The 22,137-nt window shown below is 71.9% G+C and carries 18 protein-coding genes; 11 read left to right on the forward strand and 7 right to left on the reverse strand.

The features are described from left to right. The first annotated feature begins 118 nt into the window (after positions 1-118). Complete coding sequence (locus tag ACSRUE_RS40560; protein WP_441288227.1) at positions 119-907, forward strand: DUF5995 family protein; 789 nt, start codon at positions 119-121, stop codon at positions 905-907. Here ACSRUE_RS40560 and rlmN read toward each other — a convergent pair. Further along, a complete protein-coding gene (gene rlmN, locus ACSRUE_RS40565) occupies positions 885-2,081 on the reverse strand; it encodes a 23S rRNA (adenine(2503)-C(2))-methyltransferase RlmN (protein WP_441288228.1) in 1,197 nt (398 codons plus the stop codon). The two genes, ACSRUE_RS40560 and rlmN, sit on opposite strands and share 23 nt — an antisense overlap. Positions 2,082-2,760: 679 nt before the next feature. Between rlmN and ACSRUE_RS40570 the strand changes: the two genes are divergently transcribed. Together ACSRUE_RS40570 and ACSRUE_RS40575 are read left to right on the forward strand one after the other, a co-directional pair. Further along, entirely contained in the window at positions 2,761-4,116 is a 1,356-nt protein-coding gene (locus tag ACSRUE_RS40570; protein WP_441288229.1) for a hypothetical protein, read from the forward strand. Next, positions 4,117-5,103, forward strand: coding sequence for a hypothetical protein (locus tag ACSRUE_RS40575; RefSeq protein WP_441288230.1), 987 nt, complete (start codon positions 4,117-4,119; stop codon positions 5,101-5,103). Between the two features lie 99 nt (positions 5,104-5,202). On the opposite strand, the gene ACSRUE_RS40580 is transcribed toward ACSRUE_RS40575, so the two are convergent. The 4 genes from ACSRUE_RS40580 to ACSRUE_RS40595 all read right to left on the reverse strand — a co-directional run bounded on the left by ACSRUE_RS40580 (position 5,203) and on the right by ACSRUE_RS40595 (position 10,628). Then, positions 5,203-6,099, reverse strand: coding sequence for a hypothetical protein (locus ACSRUE_RS40580; RefSeq protein ID WP_441288231.1), 897 nt, complete (start codon positions 6,097-6,099; stop codon positions 5,203-5,205). A gap of 8 nt (positions 6,100-6,107) precedes the next feature. After that, positions 6,108-8,429, reverse strand: coding sequence for a phosphorylase family protein (locus ACSRUE_RS40585; protein ID WP_441288232.1), 2,322 nt, complete (start codon positions 8,427-8,429; stop codon positions 6,108-6,110). Between the two features lie 86 nt (positions 8,430-8,515). Then, positions 8,516-9,325 (reverse strand): alpha/beta hydrolase, encoded by an 810-nt coding sequence (locus tag ACSRUE_RS40590; protein ID WP_441288233.1) that lies wholly within the window; start codon positions 9,323-9,325, stop codon positions 8,516-8,518. Between the two features lie 232 nt (positions 9,326-9,557). Continuing rightward, positions 9,558-10,628 (reverse strand): CAP domain-containing protein, encoded by a 1,071-nt coding sequence (locus tag ACSRUE_RS40595; protein ID WP_441288234.1) that lies wholly within the window; start codon positions 10,626-10,628, stop codon positions 9,558-9,560. 874 nt (positions 10,629-11,502) lie between these two features. Here ACSRUE_RS40595 and ACSRUE_RS40600 point away from each other — a divergent pair. The 8 genes from ACSRUE_RS40600 (at position 11,503) to ACSRUE_RS40635 (ending at position 19,662) form a co-directional block, all read left to right on the forward strand. Next, positions 11,503-12,345 (forward strand): SDR family oxidoreductase, encoded by an 843-nt coding sequence (locus ACSRUE_RS40600; protein ID WP_441288235.1) that lies wholly within the window; start codon positions 11,503-11,505, stop codon positions 12,343-12,345. A gap of 10 nt (positions 12,346-12,355) precedes the next feature. Continuing rightward, positions 12,356-12,688 (forward strand): hypothetical protein, encoded by a 333-nt coding sequence (locus tag ACSRUE_RS40605; RefSeq protein WP_437769531.1) that lies wholly within the window; start codon positions 12,356-12,358, stop codon positions 12,686-12,688. Further along, a complete protein-coding gene (gene mtnA, locus ACSRUE_RS40610; protein WP_441288236.1) occupies positions 12,689-13,825 on the forward strand; it encodes an S-methyl-5-thioribose-1-phosphate isomerase in 1,137 nt (378 codons plus the stop codon). 50 nt (positions 13,826-13,875) lie between these two features. Further along, positions 13,876-15,018: a lipoyl synthase gene (lipA, locus tag ACSRUE_RS40615; RefSeq protein WP_441288237.1), complete on the forward strand. Its 1,143-nt coding sequence runs from the start codon at positions 13,876-13,878 to the stop codon at positions 15,016-15,018. Between the two features lie 79 nt (positions 15,019-15,097). After that, on the forward strand, positions 15,098-15,667 hold the full coding sequence (locus tag ACSRUE_RS40620) for a tellurite resistance TerB family protein (protein WP_441288238.1): 570 nt from the start codon (positions 15,098-15,100) through the stop codon (positions 15,665-15,667). A gap of 194 nt (positions 15,668-15,861) precedes the next feature. Then, a complete protein-coding gene (locus ACSRUE_RS40625; RefSeq protein WP_437769535.1) occupies positions 15,862-17,052 on the forward strand; it encodes a thiamine pyrophosphate-dependent dehydrogenase E1 component subunit alpha in 1,191 nt (396 codons plus the stop codon). Between the two features lie 153 nt (positions 17,053-17,205). Then, complete coding sequence (locus tag ACSRUE_RS40630) at positions 17,206-18,180, forward strand: alpha-ketoacid dehydrogenase subunit beta (RefSeq protein ID WP_441288239.1); 975 nt, start codon at positions 17,206-17,208, stop codon at positions 18,178-18,180. A gap of 3 nt (positions 18,181-18,183) precedes the next feature. Next, on the forward strand, positions 18,184-19,662 hold the full coding sequence (locus tag ACSRUE_RS40635; RefSeq protein ID WP_441288240.1) for a dihydrolipoamide acetyltransferase family protein: 1,479 nt from the start codon (positions 18,184-18,186) through the stop codon (positions 19,660-19,662). A 51-nt stretch (positions 19,663-19,713) separates the two neighbouring features. Here the strand turns inward: ACSRUE_RS40635 and ACSRUE_RS40640 are convergent, their stop codons facing one another. Further along, a complete protein-coding gene (locus ACSRUE_RS40640) occupies positions 19,714-21,510 on the reverse strand; it encodes a glycoside hydrolase family 15 protein (RefSeq protein WP_441288241.1) in 1,797 nt (598 codons plus the stop codon). A gap of 188 nt (positions 21,511-21,698) precedes the next feature. Then, entirely contained in the window at positions 21,699-22,070 is a 372-nt protein-coding gene (locus tag ACSRUE_RS40645; RefSeq protein WP_441288242.1) for a VOC family protein, read from the reverse strand. Positions 22,071-22,137 lie beyond the last annotated feature (67 nt).

The raw sequence follows: 22,137 nt of genomic DNA on the forward strand, positions 1-22,137 counted from the left end.
CATGAAGACCCTTACTTCGGATCAACCCCTGGCGATGAGGAGCAAGCAGACGCGGTCACCGGCTGCGTCCCGTCCCGCGGCGTCCACCGCGCGTCATCCCGTCCTGCAGGGCGTGACGATGACGCCAGCGAGCGTCTCCGAGGCGCTGATCGCGCTGGAGACGGTCGCCGCGCGGCTGCGCGAGAGGAACGACCCGCGGGCGGTGTTCCCCGACGTCTACGCCGTGATCACGCGCCGCGTGAAAGAGGCGGTCGTCGACGGCTCGGACGGACGGTTCCTCGAGCCGGCGTGGATCTCGCGCCTGGCGGGGATCTTCTGCGAGTACTACCTGGCGGCCCTCGCGGCGTCGCTGGAAGCGCGGTCGACGGGCATCGCGGCGTGGGACGTCGCGTTCCAGTGCGCCAGCGCGGGCGGGCCGGCGGCGGCGGTGCACGGGCTGCTCGGCATCAACGCGCACATCAACTACGACCTGGCCCTCGGACTCTACCGGAACATCGTCCAGCACGGCGCGGCGCAGGACGCCCGGCTTCTCGACCGCTACCGTCACGACCACGACCTTGTGAATGAAATTCTCGCGGCGGCGATGCCGGAAATTTTCGCGATCCTGCGCGCTCGTTATCGCTGCCCGCTCGCCCGGATCGCGACCTTCAGCCGGGGCGTCGAGCGCGCCGTCTCGAGCGTCGTGATGTTCCTGCTGAGGTGCTGGCGCGACCGGGTGTGGACCGACCTGCTCTCCTTGCTCGCGACGCTCGGGGACACCGGCGAGGCGGGCAAGCGCGCGGTGCTCGTCCGGATGGACCAGCGCTCGGGCAAGATCGCCCGTACGTTCGCGGCGGGCCATGGGGCGCTCCGGGTCGGGGCCCCGCTCGCCCGCGGCGCCGCCCTCACGCTGGCGCTGGCTGCCTGACGCGGGCCATCCCCGCGAGCTGACCGCAGGCGCCGCCCACGTCGCGCCCCCGCGGCCGTCGCACCAGCGTCGTCACGCCGTGGCCGGACAGCCGCGCCACGAAGGCGTCGAGCCGCGCGGCGGACGGCGGGCGCAGCGCCGGATCCGGCCCGGGGTTGCAGGGGATGACGTTCACCCTGCACCGGAGCCCGGCGACGTAGGCCGCGAGCAGATCCGCGTCCTCCGGGGCGTCGTTGACCTGATCGAAGAGCACGTACTCGAAGAGCACGCGCCGCCCCTGCGGCAGCGCCCGCGCGATCGCGTCCTTCAGCGCCGCCATCGAGAAGCGCGCGTTCACGGGCATGATCGCCTGCCTGCGGGCGTCGTCCGGGGCGTTGAGGCTGACGGCGAGCTCGGCGCGCGCCTCGCGGAAGAACGGCTCGATCTTGTCCGCCACCCCGACGGTGCTCACGGTGACGTGCGACGGCGCGAACCGGAAGGCCCGCGGATCGGTGAGCAGCCGGATGGCCTTCAGCACCTCGCCGAGGTTATCGAACGGCTCCCCCATCCCCATGAAGACGAGGTTCCTGAGGGGCGCGCCGCCGCGCTCGGCCGCGAGCGCCCTGGCGATCCGGACCTGGTCGACGATCTCGCCGGCGGCGAGCTGGCGCTCGAGCCCGAGGCGCCCCGTCTCGCAGAACGAGCAGGCCCGGGCGCAGCCGACCTGGCTCGAGACGCAGAGCGTCGTGCGGGCAGGCCCCGGGATGAGCACCGACTCGATGAGCGCGCCGTCGCACGCGCGCAGGACGAGCCGGAGCGTGTCGTCCTGCGCCGGCGCCCGCTCGGCGATCTCGAGCGACGGCGCCGGATCGAGCGCGAGCAGCGCCTCGTGCGCCCAGGCCCCGACGCCCAGGGCGGCGAGCGCGCGCGCGTCCCAGGCCGGCGCAGGCGCGCCCGGCTCGGCGCCGAAGGCGTGGCGCACCACCTTGCCGGAGACCGCGCGCGCCGCCGACGCCGTGCCGCCGGCCCGGCGGAGCAGCTCCGCGAGCGAGGCCGCGTCGTGGTCGGCGAGCCGCGCGCGCCGGCCCGGGACGCGCGCGCTCCTCCGGATCAGCGGGCGCCCTGCGACCTGCGCCGGCGGGTCGCCGGCGCGCGGGGGCGACGCCATCTCTTCGGGGATCTCCGGAACGCGCATGCGCACCCGCTAGCACGCCGGGCGCGGCGCCGCGCGGCCCAGCGACGCCGCGCGCAGCGAGCCGAGCCGTCCGCCTCGCCCGGACGGCCGCCGGATGGACCGCTCGCCGGGCGCTCCGGCCGAGGCCCCGGCGCCCGCTGCCTCCCCACCCAGGTCATCGCGAGCTTGTCAATCGCATGTCGATCGCCACCCGAAAGACAAGCGAGAACTCGCCCGACGCCCCCCATCCGACACGAAACCTGCGCGCCGTCTGGGGCCATCAGGTGGCCAATCTGTGGACAAGCATGTGGACTGTCAAACCGGGCTCGGGAGCGTGATTTTTGGGTTGCAGATTGGCTTCGAAGGAGGGAGTTTAGCGCCCGGAAGTTGGGAGGCGCGCCGGGGCACGGAGCGCCAGAAATCGCAGAAAAATCAGTTGCATCGGTGTGGGCGGCGCATCCATGCCCGGGCTGGCTTCGGCTGGCACCGGGGCTTGGAGGGGCTGCCGCCCCGCGATCGGCGCAGGACCGGCACCTCCGCGGAGTTGCCAGGGTCCCACGGGGTTTCCACAACCTGGGAACAACCTGTGGATTATTTGTCCCTCCTGCGCGTGGCGTGTTCCAGGATCGGGTGAGCGGGCTTCCCGTCCCCGAGCTTTTCTGGCGCTCGCGGACACACCGGTGGGCTACGTTGCGCGCCGATGTCCGCACGCAACGGCCCTGTTTCCTGCGCGCCGCGCGCGTCCCTCGCGATCGCGGGGGGCCTCGCCGGGTGGCTCGCTGCGGGCGCCGCGGCCGCGCAGGCTCCGCCGCGGAACGCGCAGGCGGAGGCGGCCCTCAAGGAGGCGATGGAGATCGACTACCTCGAGACGCGGTTCGCCGAGGCGGAGCGCAAGCTCCGGGCCGCGCTCGACGCCTGCGGCGAGTCGGGCTGCTCGCCCGCGGTCAAGGCGAGGCTGCTTGTCGCGCTGGGCACCGTGCTCGCTCAGAGCAGAGAGGGGCTGGAGGACGCGCGGAGCGCCTTCGCGGACGCCCTCCGCGCCGACCCCTCGGCGAAGCTGGACCCGGATCTGACGACCCAGGAGGTCTCCTCCGCGTTCGAGCAGGCGCGCGCGGCCACCGGCGCCGGGGCGACCGGGTCGCCCGCGGCGGCCGGAGCGGCCGCGGCGGCTGGAGCGACCGGGTCGCCCGTGGCGGCTGGCGCCGCCGGGTCGCCGGGGTCGCCCGGGGCGCACGAGGGGCCCGAGGCGGCGGAAGCGCAGCTCCAGATCGGGCAGTGCCTCGACGACCGGCAGTGCGACCGCGGGTTCGCCTGTGTCGGCGGCGCGTGCGTCGCGCGAGCCGCAGCGGAGGCTGCGCCGGAGGTCCGGAGGAGCTGGGTCGCCCTCACCTTCTCGCCCGACGTCGCGCTGCTCTCCGGCCGGGACGTGTGCACGGTCGCGTCGCAGCGGAGCGACCATTTCGTGTGCCTGCGCGGCGACGGGACCCGGTACGACGGCACGCCGACGCCGGGCGTCGCGAACGACGTGAACCTCGGCTTCGCGCTCGCGACGTTGCGGGTGGCGATCGCCTACGATCGGCTGGTCCTCGACAACCTCACGGTCGGCGGCCGCGTCGGCTTCGCGGCCGGCGGCACGACGGAGGGCGGCGCCTCGTTCCTCCCGCTCCACCTCGAGGCGCGCGCGCAGTACTTCCTCGGCGCGCGACCCTTCGAGCAGCTCGGCGCGCGCCCGTTCGTGCTCGCCGCGGCCGGGGTCGCGCAGGTCGACGCCGAGGTCGACGTGGAGGTCCTCGAGGACGCGACCGCTTGCGGGGCCGACCTTGCCGACAGGACGAGCCCCTGCACGAGGCCGGGAGCGAGCGGGAGGGTCGAGGCTCGGCGACAGACGCTCACCGCGACCCGGCAAGCGGGCCAGGGGTTCGCGTCGGTCGGCGCGGGCGTTGCGTATGCGCCGATCGAGGCCCTCTCGCTGAACCTCGCGCTCCGCGCGAGCCTCACCTTTCCTGCCATGACCACCGTCCTCTCCCCGGAGGTCGGTCTTTCCCTGGGGTTCTGAATGGCTGACACCTCGGATATGCGCCGGGGGGCGACTCCCCCGGGCGCGCTGCGCAACCCGAAGATCGACGCGGCGATCGAGCGCGCCGTGCAGCTCGGCGATCCGGCCGAGCTGCTCGCGCTGCTCGATCGGAGCTCCGGGCTGCCCGCCCGGCGCGGCGGGGTGCGCGCGCCCGGCCCCGACCTCGGGCCGAACGCCCCCTTGCCGCGCGTGAACCTGGATCTCGCGCGGGCGGTCGGCGCGGCGATCGCGGACCGCGGCGCGCCGGCCGAGCGGCTCGTGCGGGCGCTCTGCGCGACCACGGAGGAGTACGCGCTCATCGTGGCGGCGCAGGCGCTCGCGTCGCTCGCGGTGCAGGGCGCGGCGCGGGCGGGCGGAGCGGGGCAGGCGCCGCGCGCGGGCGGCGCGCGCCGCGGGAAGGGCGGGCTCGATCCGCTCGAGGCGCTCGAGGAGCTGGCCGAGGACCCGCGGCGCGTCGTGCGCGACGGGGTGGTGGCGGCGCTCCGCGCCGTCATCGCGGCGCGCGGCGACGCGGCGGTCGGCGAGCTCTCGTCGTGGACCGACGGCTACCTGCAGGCGTACGTCGCGCTCGAGGCGCTCGCCGAGCGCACGCTGCTCGCCAGGCTCTCGGCGGGCGCGGAGGTGGTCGAGCGCCTCGAGGAGGCGTTCGTGCTGTCGGATCGCTCCCCGCGCGCGGACGAGCGGCTGCAGGGCCTGCGCCTCCTCCGGCAGGGGATGCCCGCGCAGATCGCGGCCCTCGCCGGCCGCTTCCCCGAGGTCGTGCGCTGGCTCGAGGAGAAGACGGGGGCGGAGCGCCCCGAGTCGCGCGACGTCGTGGCGGACGCGATCGCGGCGCTCCGGAAGGCGTCGTTCTCGGACGCGGAGGTCAGCCGCCTGTCCGCGGCGCTCGGCGCGACCGCCCCGACGCCGCGCTACGCGGCGCGCATCGTCCAGGGGACGCGCAAGCGGAGCAAGGGGCGGCGGTAGGGGCCAGGCGCCAGAGGGGACATCCCGGCAGAACGATTCGCGCTTCGCAAGGGCGCTGGACACGCACCATCGAGGCGAGCCCGATGTGGGACCCGCGCCCTACCTCTTCCGCTCCCCCGTCCTCTTGCGCACACCGAAGGCCGGATCCTTGGTCTGAGGACGGGCCTTCGCGGCGAGCTTCTCAGCCAGCATTTTCATCTGGGGCCAGCGCATGCCGAGCCTGGACAGGACGATACTCCGCACCATGCCTGCATGCAGGCGCTCCTCACCACCGAGCGAGACCAGTGCCTCGGCGTGGATCTGTGCACTATCGAGCTTGCCGTCGACGAGCGCCTGTTCGAGCCCTCTCGCGTGCCTGGTCGCGTCCTCTGCGAAGCCCTGCCGGACGTTTCGCAGCGATTCACGGCGGGAAAGCCCGAGCGTGCGGATCGTCGCCTCCCCATACTCGCTCCCGTTGCGGGCGATGATGTCGCCGAGCGCGCTGAACTCCAGGTGCTCGAGGGGATCTTCCACGCCGAACGGGTTCAGGAGCAGCGGCGTGTAGCGCTGGCCCGGCGCCGGCGGGCAAGGGTGCGGATGTTCTCGCACAGGAAAGAGCGATCGTTTCCAGCCCGTATTGCAGCGCTCGCACGCAAGCAGCCAGTTATTCCAGTCATAGGCAAGCCAGTGATACCCGGTCGGGCTCATCTGTCGCATGGCACGATCTCGGACGCCATAGAGCCCGTCCGCCTCGATTCCGTCGCTGGCCAGAGCCTCAACTTCGCCCTTCGGCGCGTAGTGCTCGATGGCCGGGGGGTGGTTCAGCGAGTACGTCTCGCAGTAGCCGCATTTCCCGTACTGTGCGGCCACAAACTTCCGTTTGTACTCGTCCTTGCGCCACAAGGGGAGGAAGTCCGGCGCCTGCCCCGCGGCGCACGCGCTCGCCACGGCGCGGCGGACCGCACCGACCTCCTTCGCAAACCCCCTGGGGCGCTTCGGGCGCCGGAACCCGAGCATGTCCCCGCTCAACCTGCTGATTGCTTGGGTCGTCTCGCCTTTGCCTTGCTCTTCGCGGGCGCCGGCTTCACCGGCCCCGGCTTCTCATCGAGCATCGCTACGACCTTCGCTCGAGCCTGCTTCCGCTCCTCGGGCGTCAGCTCGCGCAGATCCTTCTCGACGTGCTCCGCCATCGCTTCGTGTGCCAGGCGCTCCACCCGCGTATCTGCGAACGACCCGAGCCGCCGCCGCAGCTCCTCCTCGAGCTTCACCGCCTCGGGCGCGTCGAGGCCGCGCTCGCGGATCAGCTGCTGGTGCTTGGCAAGCATGTCCAGCGTCTCGTCGTCAAGCGTCGACGGGAGGCCGAACCACTCGCCGGTGAGGATCCGCTCCGCGCCCGCGCCGGGCGGCAGGTCCCGCTGCAGGATCTCGACGTTGCCCTGCGGATCCCGGCGCAGTACGTAGATCTCTCCCGGCTGCGCGCCGAGGAGCGTCAGCGGGTTGTGCGTGGTGACCACGAAGCTCATCCGCGGGAAGTGTCCGCGTACCATCGAGATCACGTCACGCTGCCATCGCGGGTGGAGGTGCAGATCGATCTCGTCGACCACGGCAACGCCGGTCATCTTCTCGTGGAAATCACCGTTGACCTCGATATTCCGCCGCCTCGCCTCCTCGACCCAGCGCGCCACCATGTCGAGGATCCAGCCCATGGTCGTACGGTAGCCGTCGCTCAGCGCTCCGAGCGGCACCCGGCCGAGGGTGGGGCCCTCGACCTCCACCCCCTTGGCGCTCACGTGGACCGCTTTGACGTCCGGCAGCAGCTCGCATAGCGTGGAGAGGATCGCGTCGAAAAACCGCGCGTCCTGCGAATCCTTGCCGCCTTGCAACGCTGCGAGCTGCCATCGGATGAGCCATGAGTCCGGCTGCATCAGGCTGGCGCCCTCGTCGAAGAGGGTCTCGACGGCTGCGAGGGGCGTGGACTCGGCGCTGCGTCCCGAGTCGAGGAGGCCGGACCCGCGGCGGGAGCCGTAGGCCACGACGAAAGGCATGGCGGCTTCGGTGAATGTCCGCCGCCGGAGGACTTCACCGCCAGGGGAGGGCTCCAGGGTGAGCGTCGTGAGGTCCTCCTCATCGTGTGTGCCTAGACGAATGGCGGCCTTCTCGCTGCCCGCTCGTACGGTTGGAGAGGTGACCCCCATCCTCCCCAGCACAGCATGAACGACATCGCTCGGAGAGAGCGCGAGCGTGAGTGCACGCAAGATGGTGGTTTTGCCGATCCCGTTATCGCCCAGGATGACAGTCCACTGCCCCTGGTTCTTATTGAACGACGGCCTCAGCGAAAGGTCGAGCTGAGGGAATCCTCGGACGGACGAGAGTGATAGACGCTTTATCCGGAATATCCTGGTGAGGTCGACCTCCCTTTCGGAAGATGCCTCGGTGGCTGCCGTGACCTGTGCGGCGCGCACACGTCGCTCGACAGGCAGCGCACTCAAGAAAGACCGCGCGAACGACGCCGCCATTCGACAAGCATAGCGGGTCCAATCTGGGTCACGTTTCAGACCGACGATCTCGCTGACACCCCGAATCGATATGATGGGCAGCTGGTGCGCCCGTGCCGCGTCGTAGGCGCTCATCGAGTTAGCCTCAACAGCAACGATATCCCGCCCCGCATTCCTGAAAAGAGTGCCCAGCTCAGCGGCATCCAGCACACGATCGCTTGCCGCAACAACACCTGCCACGGAACGCGCAGCCCGGCGTTTTTCACCACAATTGAGGGGTGACTGATGATGCATCAAAAAGTGATGCTCAAGCGACGACTGAATCACACCCTTGAGCAGAACGTCCGCCTCGATCTCACGAGGTATGCAGGGGGCCGGTCCAGTGAATTTCTCGTCGTTCCACGAAGGCAAGACCAACGCTGACAGGTGAGATACCCAGTTCAGAACATTCTTGTGCATGGGCTCCGTCGGAAGCGTTGTCCACGAGTAAATCTCGGCCGGACTTGCTCTGGCGATGCTGGTCGCAACAACCACATCTCCGAGCGTGACGTCCTCGGAGGGCATGCCTGCCGCGATGCCCACGATGAGTAACAGGCTCGGCGCCAGGTCCTCGACGAAGCTCTCGACGGCCTCGGCGGCGTCTCCGCCACCAAGGGTTGTAACGCAGCGAGAGATCGCGACCGTATAGCTCGCGCCTTCCGTGAGCGGTAACCGGCTGATGACGTACATCCGCCGCCCTGTGACGATGCCTTGCCGCGGGAAGCGCGCCGCAATGGCCTCGAGCTCGTCCTCTTGGAACGTCAAGATCCCGACATCGGCCCTCGGCAACGCTTTCCGCATGTGCAGGTTCACGTCATACCACATCCAGGGACATACCGCGCGCCTCTCCTTGCTCCTTGCGGACGGACGCACCGTGGACGCCGTTCGCAGCGCCTGGGTCAGGCGGCCTGCTGCGGCCCATCCGGCGCTCCAGCCTCCTCCTGCCGCTCAGTATCGGCCTCGGCGAACAGGAACTGCAGCGCCCCCGGCGCGCGCCGACGCCACGCATCCTCGCAGTGGGTCCCGTCCTCGTCCGGGCAGAAGAGCAGGTCGGCCTCGCCGTAGCCCCGGTGGCGCAGGTGATCCACGAGCCGCGCGGCGTCGCGCAGCACCGACCCGTCGTCCTCCTGAGCGCCGGCGTCGACATACAGCCGCGAGCGCGCCGGGACGGGCTGAGCCGCGACAAAATCGAAGATCTTCCGCTCCGCGAACCAGAGCGACGGCGACATGCAGAGCGCGGCCCCGAGCACGTCGGGGCGGCGGAAATGGGCGTAGAGCGCCGCGAGGCCGCCCATGGACGAGCCGCCGATCGCCGTGCCGGCCAGGTCGCGCCGCACCGCGAAGCGCTCCTGTACGGCCGGCACGATCTCGGAGGTGATCCAGCCGAGGAAGTCGTCGAGCCTCCCGTCGCTGCCGTCGCCCGGGAACGGCGACAGCTCGGTCAGCCGCTCGCTCCCGCCGTGATCGATCCCCACGAGGACGGGCGCCACGAGGCCTCGGCCCGAGAGATCGCGCACCGCTTGGTGCAGGTGCCAGCCGCCGCTGTAGGACGGGTCGTCGTGAAAGACGTTCTGCCCATCGAACAGGAAGAGCACAGGCGACGGCCCGGCGGGCGCCCCCTCGCTGGGCAGGTAGACGCGGACGTTGCGCTCCCCCTGGAAGCCGGGAATTCGATAAGGACCGAGGAGATAGATGATGTGTTCCGCCATGAGAGCTTCGAGACGGATGACCGGCGCAGCTCGTTTGCTCCGAGCACACCACCGTTCCGTCGTCCGAAGCTCAAAGCAATCGCCGGACCGCCCTCGGCTGCCGCTCTCCGGCCGCGGCGCGCGGCGCAGCCCGGGCCATCGCGGATCCCGGGTCGCGCCGCGCCGCCATGGCAGAACGCCTCACGCGTGACACGCTGCTGCGAGCAGGCGGCCGCCGCCGCGGGTGCCTGGCCTAATTGCAGCTCGCCTCGGACTTGCCGCCGAACACCGTGGTCCAGTAGGACCCGTAGGTCCCGCCTCCGGTCGCCCGCCCGATGCCGATGACCTTGTAGGCGGAGCCGAGCATGTTCTTGTTGTGGCCGTCCGAGTTCTTCCACTGGGTGAACGTCGCCTGCGCCGTCGAGTTGCCAGCGGCGATGTTCTCGGCCATGGCCGTGCCCCCGCACCCGAGCTCGTAGCAGGCGTTGCACATGCGGGTCCCGGGCGTCCGGCCGTCGAGGCTCGTGTGCGAGAAATAGTTCTGATCGCGCATGTCCTCGCTGTGCCCCTGAGCAGCGCGGCTCATCGAGGTGCAGGCCGAGAGCGCCCCGAGGCCGTTCTGCGCGCGATACTGGTTGATGATGGTGAGGAACGCCTGCTCCTCGGTGTCGAGCGGAGTCGTGCTGGGCCCGGCGCCGCTGCACATCTGGCATGCGCCGCAGTCGCTCGAGCAGCTCGAGCAGTCCTCGCCCGCGCCGCAAACCCCATTGCCGCAGACCTCACCGCTCGTCGAGCCTCCCTCACCGCTCGTCGAGCCTCCCTCGCCGCCCGCGCCTCCGTTGCCGCTCGTCGAGCCGCCCGCCCCGCCCGCGCCGCTCGTCGAGCCGCCCGCGCCGCTGCCCGGCGCCGCGGGGCCGCACGCCGCCTGCACGTAGAGCCGCTTCGCGGTCCTCCTGCACGGATCGCCGGAGAAGGTCGCGTTGCTCGCCCGCACGGTACAGCTCGCCTTTCCGAGGCACGCGCGCTCCACGACGGCCTTCGACGTCGGCGCGTTGCACGAGGTGGCCGCGTAGCCGCCGCAGACGCCGCGCGGCCTGCCATAACTCGCGAACTGGATCGCCGTGATGACCTCGCCGGCAGGACAGGAGAGCTCCACATCCGAGCCCTCCGACGCGGTATCGCAGACCGCCCCCGCGAGCGGCGAGGACTGGTCCTCCGACAGCTCCGCCGGCGGCTCCTCGCCGACCTCGGTCGAGGCGAGGCAGCCGACTGCAGAACAGCCAGCGATGAAGGCGAGGACAAGCGTCCTGTGCAAAGCGCTCATATGCATGCTCCTTGGTTCTCTGAGCCCGTCCGAGCTCGGCCCGCCCCTGCGTCGCGGCTCGCGCCAGCACGTACGCCGGGGCACACGACACCTCGACGGGCCACCCCAGTACAGCGTTGTTCAGGGGGCGGAGTAGCGCACAGCGCGATCCCACGCAGCGCAGCGCCTCCCTTCGATTCGCTCACGACACGGTGTCACCTGACCGCTGGCATGTCCAGATACGAAACACGCTGGCACGCATGATTTGCCGCCGGATCGCTGGATCTTTCCAAACCCCATGAAACCGAGCTTCCCGGAGCTCGACGACACAGGATTTCTTCACGCAAGGACGGTGTGAGACATGGAGCCACACAGGACACAACACCTCCCCTGGTCCGAAGGGTGGGTGTCCGTTTCCGACGACAGACCGCGATCAGAAGCCCGTGGGGGCGACGACTCCCTGCGAGCCTCCGCCCGCCGTGGATCGCGCGCCGATGCGCGCCGATGCGCGCCGATGCGCGCCGATGCGCGCCACGGGCCGCATGTCAGCAGCAGGTCAGTCGAGCGCCCATGAGATTCCGCGCGACTCCCTCGCTCATCGCCACACCGCCACGCCGCGCAGCTCGCCTGAGGGCCCTCGCCCGCTGACGTCCGCGGCAGAGCTCGCCCCTGCGCCACGCGCGGGGTGGTGGTAGATGTGGCCTCCTGCCGCACGCGCGCGCCATCTCATCCGCGCGGCCCGGCTGCCGCGCTCGTGGAAAGGTGGGAAGGCGGCCCGACGGCCTGACGGCCGACGCCCCGATGACCGCGCCGCGCGGCGGCCCCGCAGCACGGCCGCTCGACGGTGAGCCGCGAGGCCGCCCCCGCGGCGGCTCCTGTGCTATGACCGCCGACCATGCGCCTCAAGGACCGCGTTGTCTTCATCACCGGAGCTTCCCGCGGGATCGGACGGGCCGTCGCCCTCGCCTGCGCGCGAGAAGGCGCGGATATCGTCGTCGCCGCGAAGACGGAGGTCGCCGAGAACCCGCGCCTCCCGGGCACGATCCACGACGTCGCCCGCGAGGTCGAGCAGCTCGGCCGCCGCGCGCTGCCCATCAAGCTCGACGTCCGCGACGACGAGGCCTGCAGGGGCGCCGTCGCCACGGCCGTCGAGCGCCTCGGGCGCATCGACGCGCTCATCAACAACGCGGGCGCGCTCTGGTGGGCCGACGTCGTGGACACACCCATGAAGAAGTTCGACCTCATCATGGGCATCAACGTGCGCGCGTCGTTCGCCCTCTCGCAGGCCGTCCTCCCCCAGATGATCGCGCAAAAATACGGCCACATCATCATGATGTCGCCCCCCGTCGACGCCGAGGCCTGCGCCCACCACGGGGCCTATGCGGTCTCCAAGTTCGGCATGACGATGATCGCCAACGCCATCGCCGGCGAGTACGCGGAGCACAACATCACGGCCCACGCCCTCTGGCCCGCGACCGCGATCGAGAGCTTCGCCACGATCAACTTCGGCCTCGGCGGCCCGGAGCTCTGGCGCAAGGCGGATATCCTCGCCGACGCGACGCTCGCGCTGCTCTCGCGCGAGCCGTCGGCCCGGCGCGGCAAGGCGTGGATCGACGAGGCCCTGCTCCGCGAGGAGGGCGTCACCGACTTCTCGAAGTACCAGTGCGTGCCCGGCGTGGAGCCGCCGCACTTCCCCTTCACCGCGATCCCCAAGGCGACGAGCACCAAACATCCATGAGGCGCGACCCGTGACCCGCGAGGACGACAAGAAGACGCGCCCCGCCGCCGGCGGCGGCGTCGATCCCGGGCCAGAGCTCGCCGCGGTCTTCGACGACCTGGAGACGCTGCTCAAGAACGGCGACGTGATCGAGGCGCTCACGGCGCGCGGGATCAACGCGAGCCTCGCGCTGCTCGCCGCCGACGCGCTCCGCGCCTACCTTGCGGGCCGCAAGGCCGAGGCGGCGGAGGACTTCGCGACCGTCGCGGAGGAGATCCGCGGCCGGCTCGCCGCGAGCGCCGAGGCGCGGGGGCCGGACGACGGATCGCCAGGGGAGCCGTCACGCTCGAACGGGAGGCGCTGAATGGGCACGAGCTTCGAAGCAGAGCAGACACCGAGGCCAGGCGAGGGCGCGCGGCCGGCGCCGCCCTGGGAGCCGGCCGCGGCCCTCTCCGGGGCCGACTACTCGGCCGTCGAGCTGGCGCAGGGCGACGACCGCGTGTTCCTCCTCGAGCAGCGCGAGCTGCCCGAGCGCGAGCGCTACCTCACCGTGACCGACTCCGCCGGCGTCGCCGAGGCCATCCGGACCATGGTGGTCCGCGGCGCCCCGGCCATCGGCATCGCCGCAGCGTACGGGATGGCGCTCGCCGCGCGCGCCGCCCGTGACGAGGGCGCCTCCAGCTACGTCGCCGCCATGCGGGCGGCGGGGGAGCACCTCGCCTCCGCCCGGCCCACCGCCGTGAACCTCGGGTGGGCGGTGCGGCGCGCGATCGCCGCGGCCCTGCAGAACGCCGGGCGCCGCGGCGAGGAGCGCGCGCGGGAGCTCGCCGAGCTCGCCCGCGAGATCCACCGGGAAGACGTCGCCGCCTGCCGCCAGATGGGCCGCGCCGGCGCCGCGCGCCTGCCGGAGTCGGGCACGGTCCTCACCCACTGCAACGCGGGCGCGCTCGCGACCGGCGGCTACGGCACGGCGCTCGGCGTGATCCGCGCCGCCGTCGAGGAGGGCAAGGCGCTCCGCGTGCTCGCGTGCGAGACCCGCCCGTACCTCCAGGGCGCCCGCCTCACCGCCTGGGAGCTCCAGCGGGACGGCATCCCCGTCGAGGTGATCTCCGACTCGATGGCCGCGTGGTTCATGCAGAAGGGCGAGATCGGCGCCGTCGTCGTCGGGGCCGACCGCATCGCGCGGAACGGCGACGTCGCGAACAAGATCGGGACCTACGGCCTCGCCTGCCTCGCGCGCCACCACGGCATCCCGTTCTACGTGGCCGCCCCGTGGAGCACGATCGATCTCGCCACCGACAGCGGCGCGTCGATCCCGATCGAGGAGCGGAGCCGCGACGAGCTCGCCGTCATCGGCGGCCGCCGCGTCGTCCCGCCCGGCGTGCCCGTCCGGCACCCGGCCTTCGACGTCACCCCCGCGGAGCTCGTCACGGCCGTCTTCACCGAGCGCGGCAAGCTGACGACGCGCGAGATCAGCCGCTCCGTGCCGCCGGCCGGCTAGCGCACCTCCCCCCTCGCGCTCCCCCGCCGCATGGGCTAAGGACACCCCTGATGGCGCAGTTCTCGCCCAAACCTGAATGGCTCAAGGTCCGCGCTCCCGGGGGGGACACGTACCACCACCTCAAGGAGACGTTCCGCAAGCTCGATCTCCACACGGTCTGCGAGGAGGCGCGCTGCCCGAACGTCGGCGAGTGCTGGCGCGAGGGGACCGCGACGGTGATGCTCCTCGGCGACGTGTGCACGCGCGGCTGCCGCTTCTGCGCGGTCACGACGGGCGATCCGCGCGGCGCGGTCGACGTCCGCGAGCCGGAGCACGTGGCCCGCGCCATCGCCCGGCTCTCGCTCCAGTACGTCGTGATGACGATGGTCAACCGCGACGACCTGCTCGACGGCGGCGCCGAGCACGTCGCCCGCACGGTGAGCCGCCTGCACGCGCTCCGGCCCGACCTGCTCATCGAGACGCTGGTCGGCGACTTCCAGGGCCACATGAGCGCCGTCGACATGGTGGTCGACGCCGGGCCCGACGTCTTCGCCCACAACGTGGAGGTCGTCCGCCGCATCACGCGCGCCATCCGCGACGTCCGGTCGAGCTACGACCAGTCGCTCGCCGTGCTCCGGCGCGCGAAGGAGCGCCAGCGGCGCCTCGCCGCCGACGCCGCGGAGGCCGGCGCGCCCGCGCCGCGGCGGCTCACCAAGAGCTCGATCATGGTCGGCATCGGCGAGACCGACGACGAGGTCCTGGAGGCGCTCCGCGACCTGCGCGCGGCCGGGGTCGACATCGTGACGCTCGGCCAGTACCTCCGCCCCTCCTCGAAGCACGCGCCCGTGCAGCGCTTCGTCGAGCCCGAGACCTTCGCGGCGTTCGAGCGCGCGGCGCTCGAGATGGGCTTCCTCTACGCCGCCAGCGCGCCGCTCGTGCGGTCGAGCTACAAGGCGGCCGAGGTCTTCGTCCGCAGCCTGATGGACCGGGGCGGCGCGGCGCTGCCCGCCGGCGCCTCCCCGGCCGGCGAGGATCCCGCAGGCGCGGCAGCCATCGAGGCGCTCCTCGAGGAGCGCCTCGCCGTGGCGCGCCGCGAGGCCGCCCGCCTCACCGCAGAGCTCGACCCGGACGAGCCCCAGCCGCTCGACGGCCCGGCGGCCGCGTCGGCCGGCGCCGCGCGGCTCGTCCCGGCCGCCTCCCTCGTTCGCCGCTAGCGCGGCGCCCACCCGAGCGGCTTGACGCTCCCTGGCGTTTGGCCGAGCGTATGGCTCGGCAGGAGGGTCCAACACCACGATGTCCGCTTCCATCAACAGGCGCCCCGGCGGCATCGCGCCAGGCGCCTCGCGCCTCGGCTCGGAGGCGCCCCGCGTGCGCGTGGCGTCGATCCTGGCCCAGGCAGCGAGGGCCTACAGCGCGCGCCCTCCCATCGAAGACATCACGATGCCCACCGGCTTCGATCCCGCCGCGGTGGCGCTCTTCGAGACGATCATCGAGGCCGCGTTCCTCGTCGCGAACGCCGACGGCCACTTCGACGACGAGGAGCGCGGACGCTTCCAGGCGATCGTCGCCGGCGCCTGCCAGAACCTCGTCCACGAGAAGCAGCTCGAGGCGCTCCTCGCCGACCTCGGCGAGATGCTGGCCGAGGACGGGCTGGAGAAGCGCATCAGCATGGTCGCCCGCACGATCGCGCGGACCGAGCACCAGCGCGAGGTGCTCCGCGTGGCGGCGTCCATGGCGCACGCCTCCGGCGGCGTGAGCGCGCATGAGCACGGCGTGCTCGAGCAGCTCGCGCGCGGCTTCAAGCTCGACGTGGCCGCCGTCGACGAGGCCCTCGCGCAGGCAGCCGAGCCCGTGAACGTCTAGCGTGGACATCCGCGCCGCCGCGTACGGCGGGAGACGCGCATCAGGGCGCGCGCGCGGGTTCGAGCTCGCCGCGGCGAGTCAAACCCCGAGCGCGATCGCTGCGACGAGTCAACGTCACGCGTAAAGCGAATGAGCGTACGCCGCGTCTGGGCACTGGTCTCGGGCAGCGCCTTTGGTTAGTGTCCCGCGAACCGATGAGCACCGCGACGTACTCCACCGACCGCCCGCCGAACGTCTCAGGGGCAAGCCTCGAGCCGCAGGCTGCCGTCGCGCGGCACCCGCTCGATACGTGTGCCGACGACGTGATCAAGGTCCTGCGCGACGACGGCTCGCTCGACCCCGCGCACGATCCGAAGCTCGAGCCATCGGAGGTGATCGCCCTCTACAAGGCCATGATGCGCACGCGCCTGCTCGACGAGCGGCTCGTGGCGCTGCAGCGCCAGGGGCGCATCGGGTTCCACATCGGCTCGCTCGGCGAGGAGGCGACGGTCCTCGGCAGCGTGTTTGCGACGCGGCCCCAGGACTGGGTGTTCCCCTGCTACCGCGAGTTCGGGGCGGCGCTCTGGCGAGGGCTGCCGCTCCAGCGGTACATCGACAACATGTTCGGCAACGCGAACGACACGGTGAAGGGGCGGCAGATGCCGGACCACTACACCTACCGCGAGGGCCACTTCGGCTCGGTGAGCTCGCCCATCGGCACGCAGATCACCCAGGCCGTGGGCTTCGCGTGGGCCGCCAGGCTGAAGCGCGACGAGCTCGTCACGCTGGCCTACTTCGGCGACGGCGCGACGAGCTCGTCGGATTTCCACAGCGGCCTGAACTTCGCCGGCGTGTTCAAGGTGCCGGTCATCTTCCTCTGCCGGAACAACGGCTGGGCGATCAGCGTGCCGACCGAGCGCCAGACGTCGAGCAACACGTTTGCGGGCAAGGGCGTCGCGTACGGCGTCCCCGGGGTGCGGGTCGACGGCAACGACGTGTTCGCCGTCGTGAAGGTGACGCGCGACGCGATCGCGCGCGCGTCGCGCGGCGAGGGCGCGACGCTCATCGAGGCGATGACGTACCGCCTGTCGGGCCACTCGACGAGCGACGACCCGAAGGCGTACCGCCCCGACGCATGGCTCGACCCGTGGCGCCGGCTCGATCCGATCGCGCGGCTCCGGCGGCACGTCGAGCGCACCCAGGGCTGGACCGAGGCGCAGGATCGCGAGATCGAGGCGGCGGTCGACGCGGAGGTCAAGGCCTGCATCGCGGTCTCGGAGAAGGTCCCGCCGCCGCCGCTCGACTCGATGTTCGAGGACGTCTATGCGGAGCCGCCCTGGCACCTCGTGGAGCAGCGGGAGCAGCTCAAGGCGGGCCCGAGGCCCAAGGGCCACGGCGGCCACTAGGCCGCGCGGACGGCGGCGTCGGCGTGGCGGCTCGCCGGGCGGCGACGCGGTGGGGGTGGCGCCGCTGCCCGCGATCGGCGGGGACCCCCGGGGGGCCGGGGCGCCGGTGAGGTTGTACCCCCACCTGTTGGCCGAGAGACGGAGACGAAGAGCATGCCTCAGATGAACATGGTCCAGGCGATCAACGACGCGCTACGCCACGAGATGCGGCGGGACTCGCGGGTCGTCGTGCTCGGCGAGGATGTCGGCAAGGTCGGCGGCGTGTTCCGCGTGACCCAGGGCCTGTTCGACGAGTTCGGGGACGACCGGGTGATCGACACGCCGCTCTCGGAGAACGGGATCGTGGGGACGGCCATCGGGATGGCGCTCTACGGGCTCGTGCCGATCCCGGAGATCCAGTTCGCCGATTTCATCTATCCCGCGTACGACCAGATCGTGTCCGAGCTGGCGAAGTACCGCTACCGCTCGGGGGGAGAGTACCCGTCCAAGCTGGTCATCCGGACGCCGTTCGGCGGCGGCATCCGCGGCGGGCACTACCACTCGCAGTCGCCCGAGGCGCAGTTCATCCACGTGGCGGGCCTGAAGGTCGTGTGCCCGTCGAACCCGGCCGACGCGAAGGGGCTCCTGCTCTCGTCGATCCGGGACCCGGATCCGGTGCTGTTCTTCGAGCCGAAGCGCATCTACCGCGCCGCGAAGGGCGACGTCCCCGAGGGCGAGTACACGGTCCCGCTCGGCCAGGCGAAGGTGGTCCGGCCGGGCTGGCACGTGACGCTCGTGGTCTGGGGCGCGATGCTCTACGAGGCGCTCGACGCGGCGAACCAGGCGGCCGCGCAGGGCGTCGAGTGCGAGGTGATCGACCTGCGCACGCTGTGGCCGCTCGACATCGACACGGTGATCGAATCGGTGAAGCGGACGGGCCGGTTCATCGTGGTTCACGAGGCGCCGAAGACCTGCGGCCTCGGGGGCGAGCTCGTCGCGCTGGTCAACGAGAAGGCGTTCCTCCACCTGGAGGCGCCCCCGGTCCGGGTCACGGGCTTCGACACCCCGTTCCCGTACACCCTCGAGAACGAGTATCTCCCTCTGTCCCATCGTATCCTTCCGGCGATCTTGGAGACGGCGAGGTACTGACGCATGGGCAAGTACGAGTTCAGGCTTCCGGACATCGGCGAGGGCGTCACCGAGGGCGAGATCGTGACCTGGCTGGTGTCGCCGGGCGACATGGTCGCCGAGGACCAGCCGATGGTCGAGGTGATGACCGACAAGGCGACGGTGACGATCACGTCGCCGCGCACGGGCCGGATCGTGGAGACGCGGGGCAAGGTGGGCGGGGTCGTCCCGGTCCACTCGGTGCTCGTCGTGTTCGACCTCGACGACCGGCCTGCGGCGGCGCCGCCCGCGTCGGGCGCCGGGGTGCGAAAGGACGCCGCGAAGGCCGGCCCGGCCGAGCCCGCGGCGGCGGCCGCGAAGTCCGGGACCGCGGAGCCCGCGGCGACGGCGGTCGGCGACATCCGGGAGGACCTCCCGGGGATGAACCTGGTGGCGCCGGCGCGGTCGGCGTGGGCGAACGGCAGCATCGGCGCGGGCGCGCGCGCGGCAGCCTACTTCAACGAGAAGCCGCTCGCGACGCCCGCGACGCGCAAGCTGGCGCGCGATCTCGGGGTCGACCTGCGGCGCGTGCCGCCGACCGGCCCGGCGGGCCGCGTGACGAAGGACGACGTGCGGGCGCTCGAGGCGCCCGAGGAGGCGGCCCCGGCGCTGCCCGAGGCGGCGCCCAGGCGGGCGGCCCCGGCGCTGCCCGAGGCGGCGCCGAGGCCGGCGGCGGCGGGGCCCGGCCAGCCGGACGAGGAGCCGGAGCACGCGGCGGCGCGGCCCGAGGGGGAGCGCGGACGGGGGTTGCCCTCGGCGCCGGGCGACGAGCGCATCCCGCTGCGGGGCGTGCGCAAGCGGATCTTCGAGGCGATGTCGCGGTCGAAGCACACGGCGGCGCACTTCACCTTCGTCGAGGAGTGCGACGTCTCCGCGCTGAAGGAGCGCCGCGCGCGCCTGCGCCCGCTGGCCGAGAAGGCGGGCGTGAAGCTCACGTTCCTGCCCTTCTTCGTGAAGGCCGTCGTCGCGGCGCTGAAGAAGCACCCGACGTTGAACAGCGCGTTCGACGAGGCGGCGCAGGAGATCGTCGTCAAGAAGAGCTATCATATCGGCATCGCGTCCGCGACCGAGGCCGGGCTCATCGTGCCAGTCGTGCGCGACGCGGATCGGCGGAGCGTGCTGGAGATCGCGCAGGAGATCGCGCGGCTCGGCGAGGACACGAAGTCGGGGCGGGTGAAGCCGGAGGATCTCGGCGGCTCGACGTTCACGATCACGTCGCTCGGCCAGCAAGGCGGGCTGTTCGCGACGCCGATACTGAACTTCCCGGAGGTCGCGATCCTCGGGATCCATCAGATGAAGCAGAAGCCGGTGGTGCGCGACGGGCAGATCGTGATCGGCGAGGTGATGCTGGTGTCGCTGTCGTTCGACCACCGGATCATCGATGGTCACGTGGGGGCGGCGTTCGCCTACGAGATCATCGGGTATCTGGAGGATCCCGATCGGCTGTTCCTCGAAATGAGCTGAGCGGCGGCTGCGCGCGGCAGTCGCCTCTGTCGAGCCCGCTCCCTCCGAGCGTCAACGGGATCGCTGATCCGCGGGACCGGAGCGGCCCGGGGTCAGGTTGAACGCGGAGCCGACGAGCGCCAGGTGGCTGAACGCCTGGGGGAAGTTGCCGAGCAGCCGCCTGCTCCCTGGGTCGTACTCCTCCGAGAGCAGGCCGACGTCGTTGCGCAGCGCGAGCAGCCGCTCGAACAGCGCCCGCGCCTCGCCGGCGCGGCCCATGAGGGCATAGCAGTCCGCGAGCCAGAAGCTGCACGCGAGGAAGACCCCCTCGGCGCCGGACAGGCCGTCGGGCGTCCTCCCTGGGCCGGTCGAGTAGCGGAGCACGAAGCCCCCGCGCACGAGCTCGCGCTCGACGGCGCGCACCGTGCCCGCGACGCGCGGGTCGCCGGGCGGCAAGAAGCCCACGAGCGGGATGAGCAGCGTGCTCGCGTCGAGCTCCTGGCTGCCATACGATTGCGTGAACGTGCCGCGGCCCGGGTCGAACCCCTTCTCGCAGACCTCCGCGTGCACCGCCTCGCGCAGCGCGCGCCAGCGATCGACCGGGCCGTCCAGCCCGAGCTGCTCCACGGTCTTCACGGCGCGATCGAACGCGACCCAGGCCATCACCCGCGAGTAAGTGAAGGGGCGCGGCCCGCCCCGCACCTCCCAGATGCCCTCGTCGGGCCGGCGCCAGCTCGATTCGAGGAAGTCCATCAGCTTGCGCTGGAGGCGCCAGGCCTCCGGCTCCGGGGCGAGGCCGGATCGGCGCGCCTGGTACATCGTGTCCATCACCTCGCCGTAAACATCGAGCTGGAGCTGCTCGACCGCGGCGTTGCCGGCGCGCACCGGCCGCGAGCCCTCGTAGCCCGGCAGCCAGGGGAGCTCGATCTCGCTGAGCCGCCGCTCGCCCGCGATGCCGTAGAGGATCTGGAGCTTCGAGGGGTCGCCCGCGATGGCGCGCAGGAGCCAGTCGCGCCAGGCCGCGGCCTCCTCGCTGTAGCCGCCGAGCAGCAGCGCGTAGAGCGTCAGGGTCGCGTCGCGCAGCCAGCAGTAGCGGTAGTCCCAGTTGCGCACGCCGCCGATCCACTCGGGGAGCGAGGTCGTCGGCGCCGCGACGAGCCCGCCCGTGGGGGCGTGGGTGAGCGCCTTGAGCGCGACGAGCGACGTGACGACCGCCTCCTTCCAGGGTCCGGCGTGGGCGCAGCGGCTCGACCAGGCGCGCCACCACGCCTCGGCGTGCTCCACCGCGCGCTCGGCGTCGATCGCCTCGGGCGGCGGCTCGTTCGACGGGTGCCACGTGAGCACGAAGGGGATGCGCTGGCCCTCGTGGACGTCGAACTCGGCGACCGTGGTGAGCCCTGCGCCATGGACCGGCACCCCCGCGCGCAGGATCAGCGCGTCGGGCCCGGCCACCGCGCGCAGCGCGCCGCCGCTCGACCGCACCCAGGGCACGATCGAGCCGTAGTCGAAGCGAATGATGAGCTCCAGGGAGACCGGGACCCGGCCGCGCACGCCCTCGACGACGCGCACGACGTCCGGCGCCCTCCCGCGCAGCGGCATGCAGTCCACGAGCCGCACCACGCCCTCGGCCGTGGTGAACTCGGTCTCGAGCACGAGCGTTCCCTCGCGGTAGCGGCGTGCGACGCGGGGCGACGGGTCCTTCGGCCCGATCCGGAAGCGGCCGTGCTCCGGCGTGCCGATCAGGGCGGCGAAGCAGGCGGCCGAGTCGAAGCGCGGCAGGCACAGCCAGTCGATGGAGCCATCGCGCCCGACCAGCGCCGCTGTCTGTGTGTCCCCCAGCAACGCATAGTCCTCGATCCGCAGCGGCATGCGAGCTCCTGGCCGACGCGGCGACGCGCCAGCGCCTCGACGGCGGCGAAAGCACGAAGGATGCCACGCGCCGCGCTGCGGGTTCAGGCCGTGGCCCACGAGGGCGTGGGCCTGCTCCGAGCGGTTGTTTCGAGAGACGAGCGCCGCCGCGCGGGGCCGACTGCGGAAGACCGGCCGGCGGGTGGAGCTCAGCGCACCATGGTGAAGAAGTTGAGCTTGTTGCCGTCCAGGTCGCGGAAATATCCCCCGTAGAAGCTCTGTCCGCGCGGCCCCGGCGCGCCCTCGTCCTTGCCGCCCAGCTCCAGGGCCTTGCTATGGAGCGCGTCCACCTTGGCCGGGCTATCAACGGCGAGCGCGACCATCACCCCGTTGCCGACCGTGGCCGGCTGGCGGTCAAAGGGCAGGGCGACGGCGAGCGCGGGCGCGTTCGGCTTCACCGCCCAGATGATCAACCGCTCGAGCTGCAAGAGCCGCGTCGCGCCCAGCTCGCCCAGCAAGGCATCGTAGAAACGGGCGGCGCGCTCCAGATCGTCCGTGCCCAGCGTGACATATCCGATCATCGAATTCTCCGTTCATTGGAATGGTTCGTCATCGTTGGCCCGCCGTACTCCTCCGCGCTCCAGTGAC

The sequence above is a fragment of the Sorangium sp. KYC3313 genome (assembly GCF_052075895.1).
GTDB classification, from domain to species: Bacteria; Myxococcota_A; Polyangia; order Polyangiales; family Polyangiaceae; genus Sorangium; species Sorangium cellulosum_B.

Excerpts from the sequence above, each read along its gene's own strand:
- ACSRUE_RS40560 (WP_441288227.1), top strand. The coding sequence starts at position 119 with ATGACGCCAGCGAGCGTCTCCGAGGCGCTGATCGCGCTGGAGACGGTC.
- rlmN (WP_441288228.1), bottom strand. The coding sequence starts at position 2,081 with ATGCGCGTTCCGGAGATCCCCGAAGAGATGGCGTCGCCCCCGCGCGCC.
- ACSRUE_RS40570 (WP_441288229.1), top strand. The coding sequence starts at position 2,761 with ATGTCCGCACGCAACGGCCCTGTTTCCTGCGCGCCGCGCGCGTCCCTC.
- ACSRUE_RS40575 (WP_441288230.1), top strand. The coding sequence starts at position 4,117 with ATGGCTGACACCTCGGATATGCGCCGGGGGGCGACTCCCCCGGGCGCG.
- ACSRUE_RS40580 (WP_441288231.1), bottom strand. The coding sequence starts at position 6,099 with ATGCTCGGGTTCCGGCGCCCGAAGCGCCCCAGGGGGTTTGCGAAGGAG.
- ACSRUE_RS40590 (WP_441288233.1), bottom strand. The coding sequence starts at position 9,325 with ATGGCGGAACACATCATCTATCTCCTCGGTCCTTATCGAATTCCCGGC.
- ACSRUE_RS40595 (WP_441288234.1), bottom strand. The coding sequence starts at position 10,628 with ATGAGCGCTTTGCACAGGACGCTTGTCCTCGCCTTCATCGCTGGCTGT.
- ACSRUE_RS40600 (WP_441288235.1), top strand. The coding sequence starts at position 11,503 with ATGCGCCTCAAGGACCGCGTTGTCTTCATCACCGGAGCTTCCCGCGGG.
- mtnA (WP_441288236.1), top strand. The coding sequence starts at position 12,689 with ATGGGCACGAGCTTCGAAGCAGAGCAGACACCGAGGCCAGGCGAGGGC.
- lipA (WP_441288237.1), top strand. The coding sequence starts at position 13,876 with ATGGCGCAGTTCTCGCCCAAACCTGAATGGCTCAAGGTCCGCGCTCCC.
- ACSRUE_RS40620 (WP_441288238.1), top strand. The coding sequence starts at position 15,098 with ATGTCCGCTTCCATCAACAGGCGCCCCGGCGGCATCGCGCCAGGCGCC.
- ACSRUE_RS40625 (WP_437769535.1), top strand. The coding sequence starts at position 15,862 with ATGAGCACCGCGACGTACTCCACCGACCGCCCGCCGAACGTCTCAGGG.
- ACSRUE_RS40630 (WP_441288239.1), top strand. The coding sequence starts at position 17,206 with ATGCCTCAGATGAACATGGTCCAGGCGATCAACGACGCGCTACGCCAC.
- ACSRUE_RS40635 (WP_441288240.1), top strand. The coding sequence starts at position 18,184 with ATGGGCAAGTACGAGTTCAGGCTTCCGGACATCGGCGAGGGCGTCACC.
- ACSRUE_RS40640 (WP_441288241.1), bottom strand. The coding sequence starts at position 21,510 with ATGCCGCTGCGGATCGAGGACTATGCGTTGCTGGGGGACACACAGACA.
- ACSRUE_RS40645 (WP_441288242.1), bottom strand. The coding sequence starts at position 22,070 with ATGATCGGATATGTCACGCTGGGCACGGACGATCTGGAGCGCGCCGCC.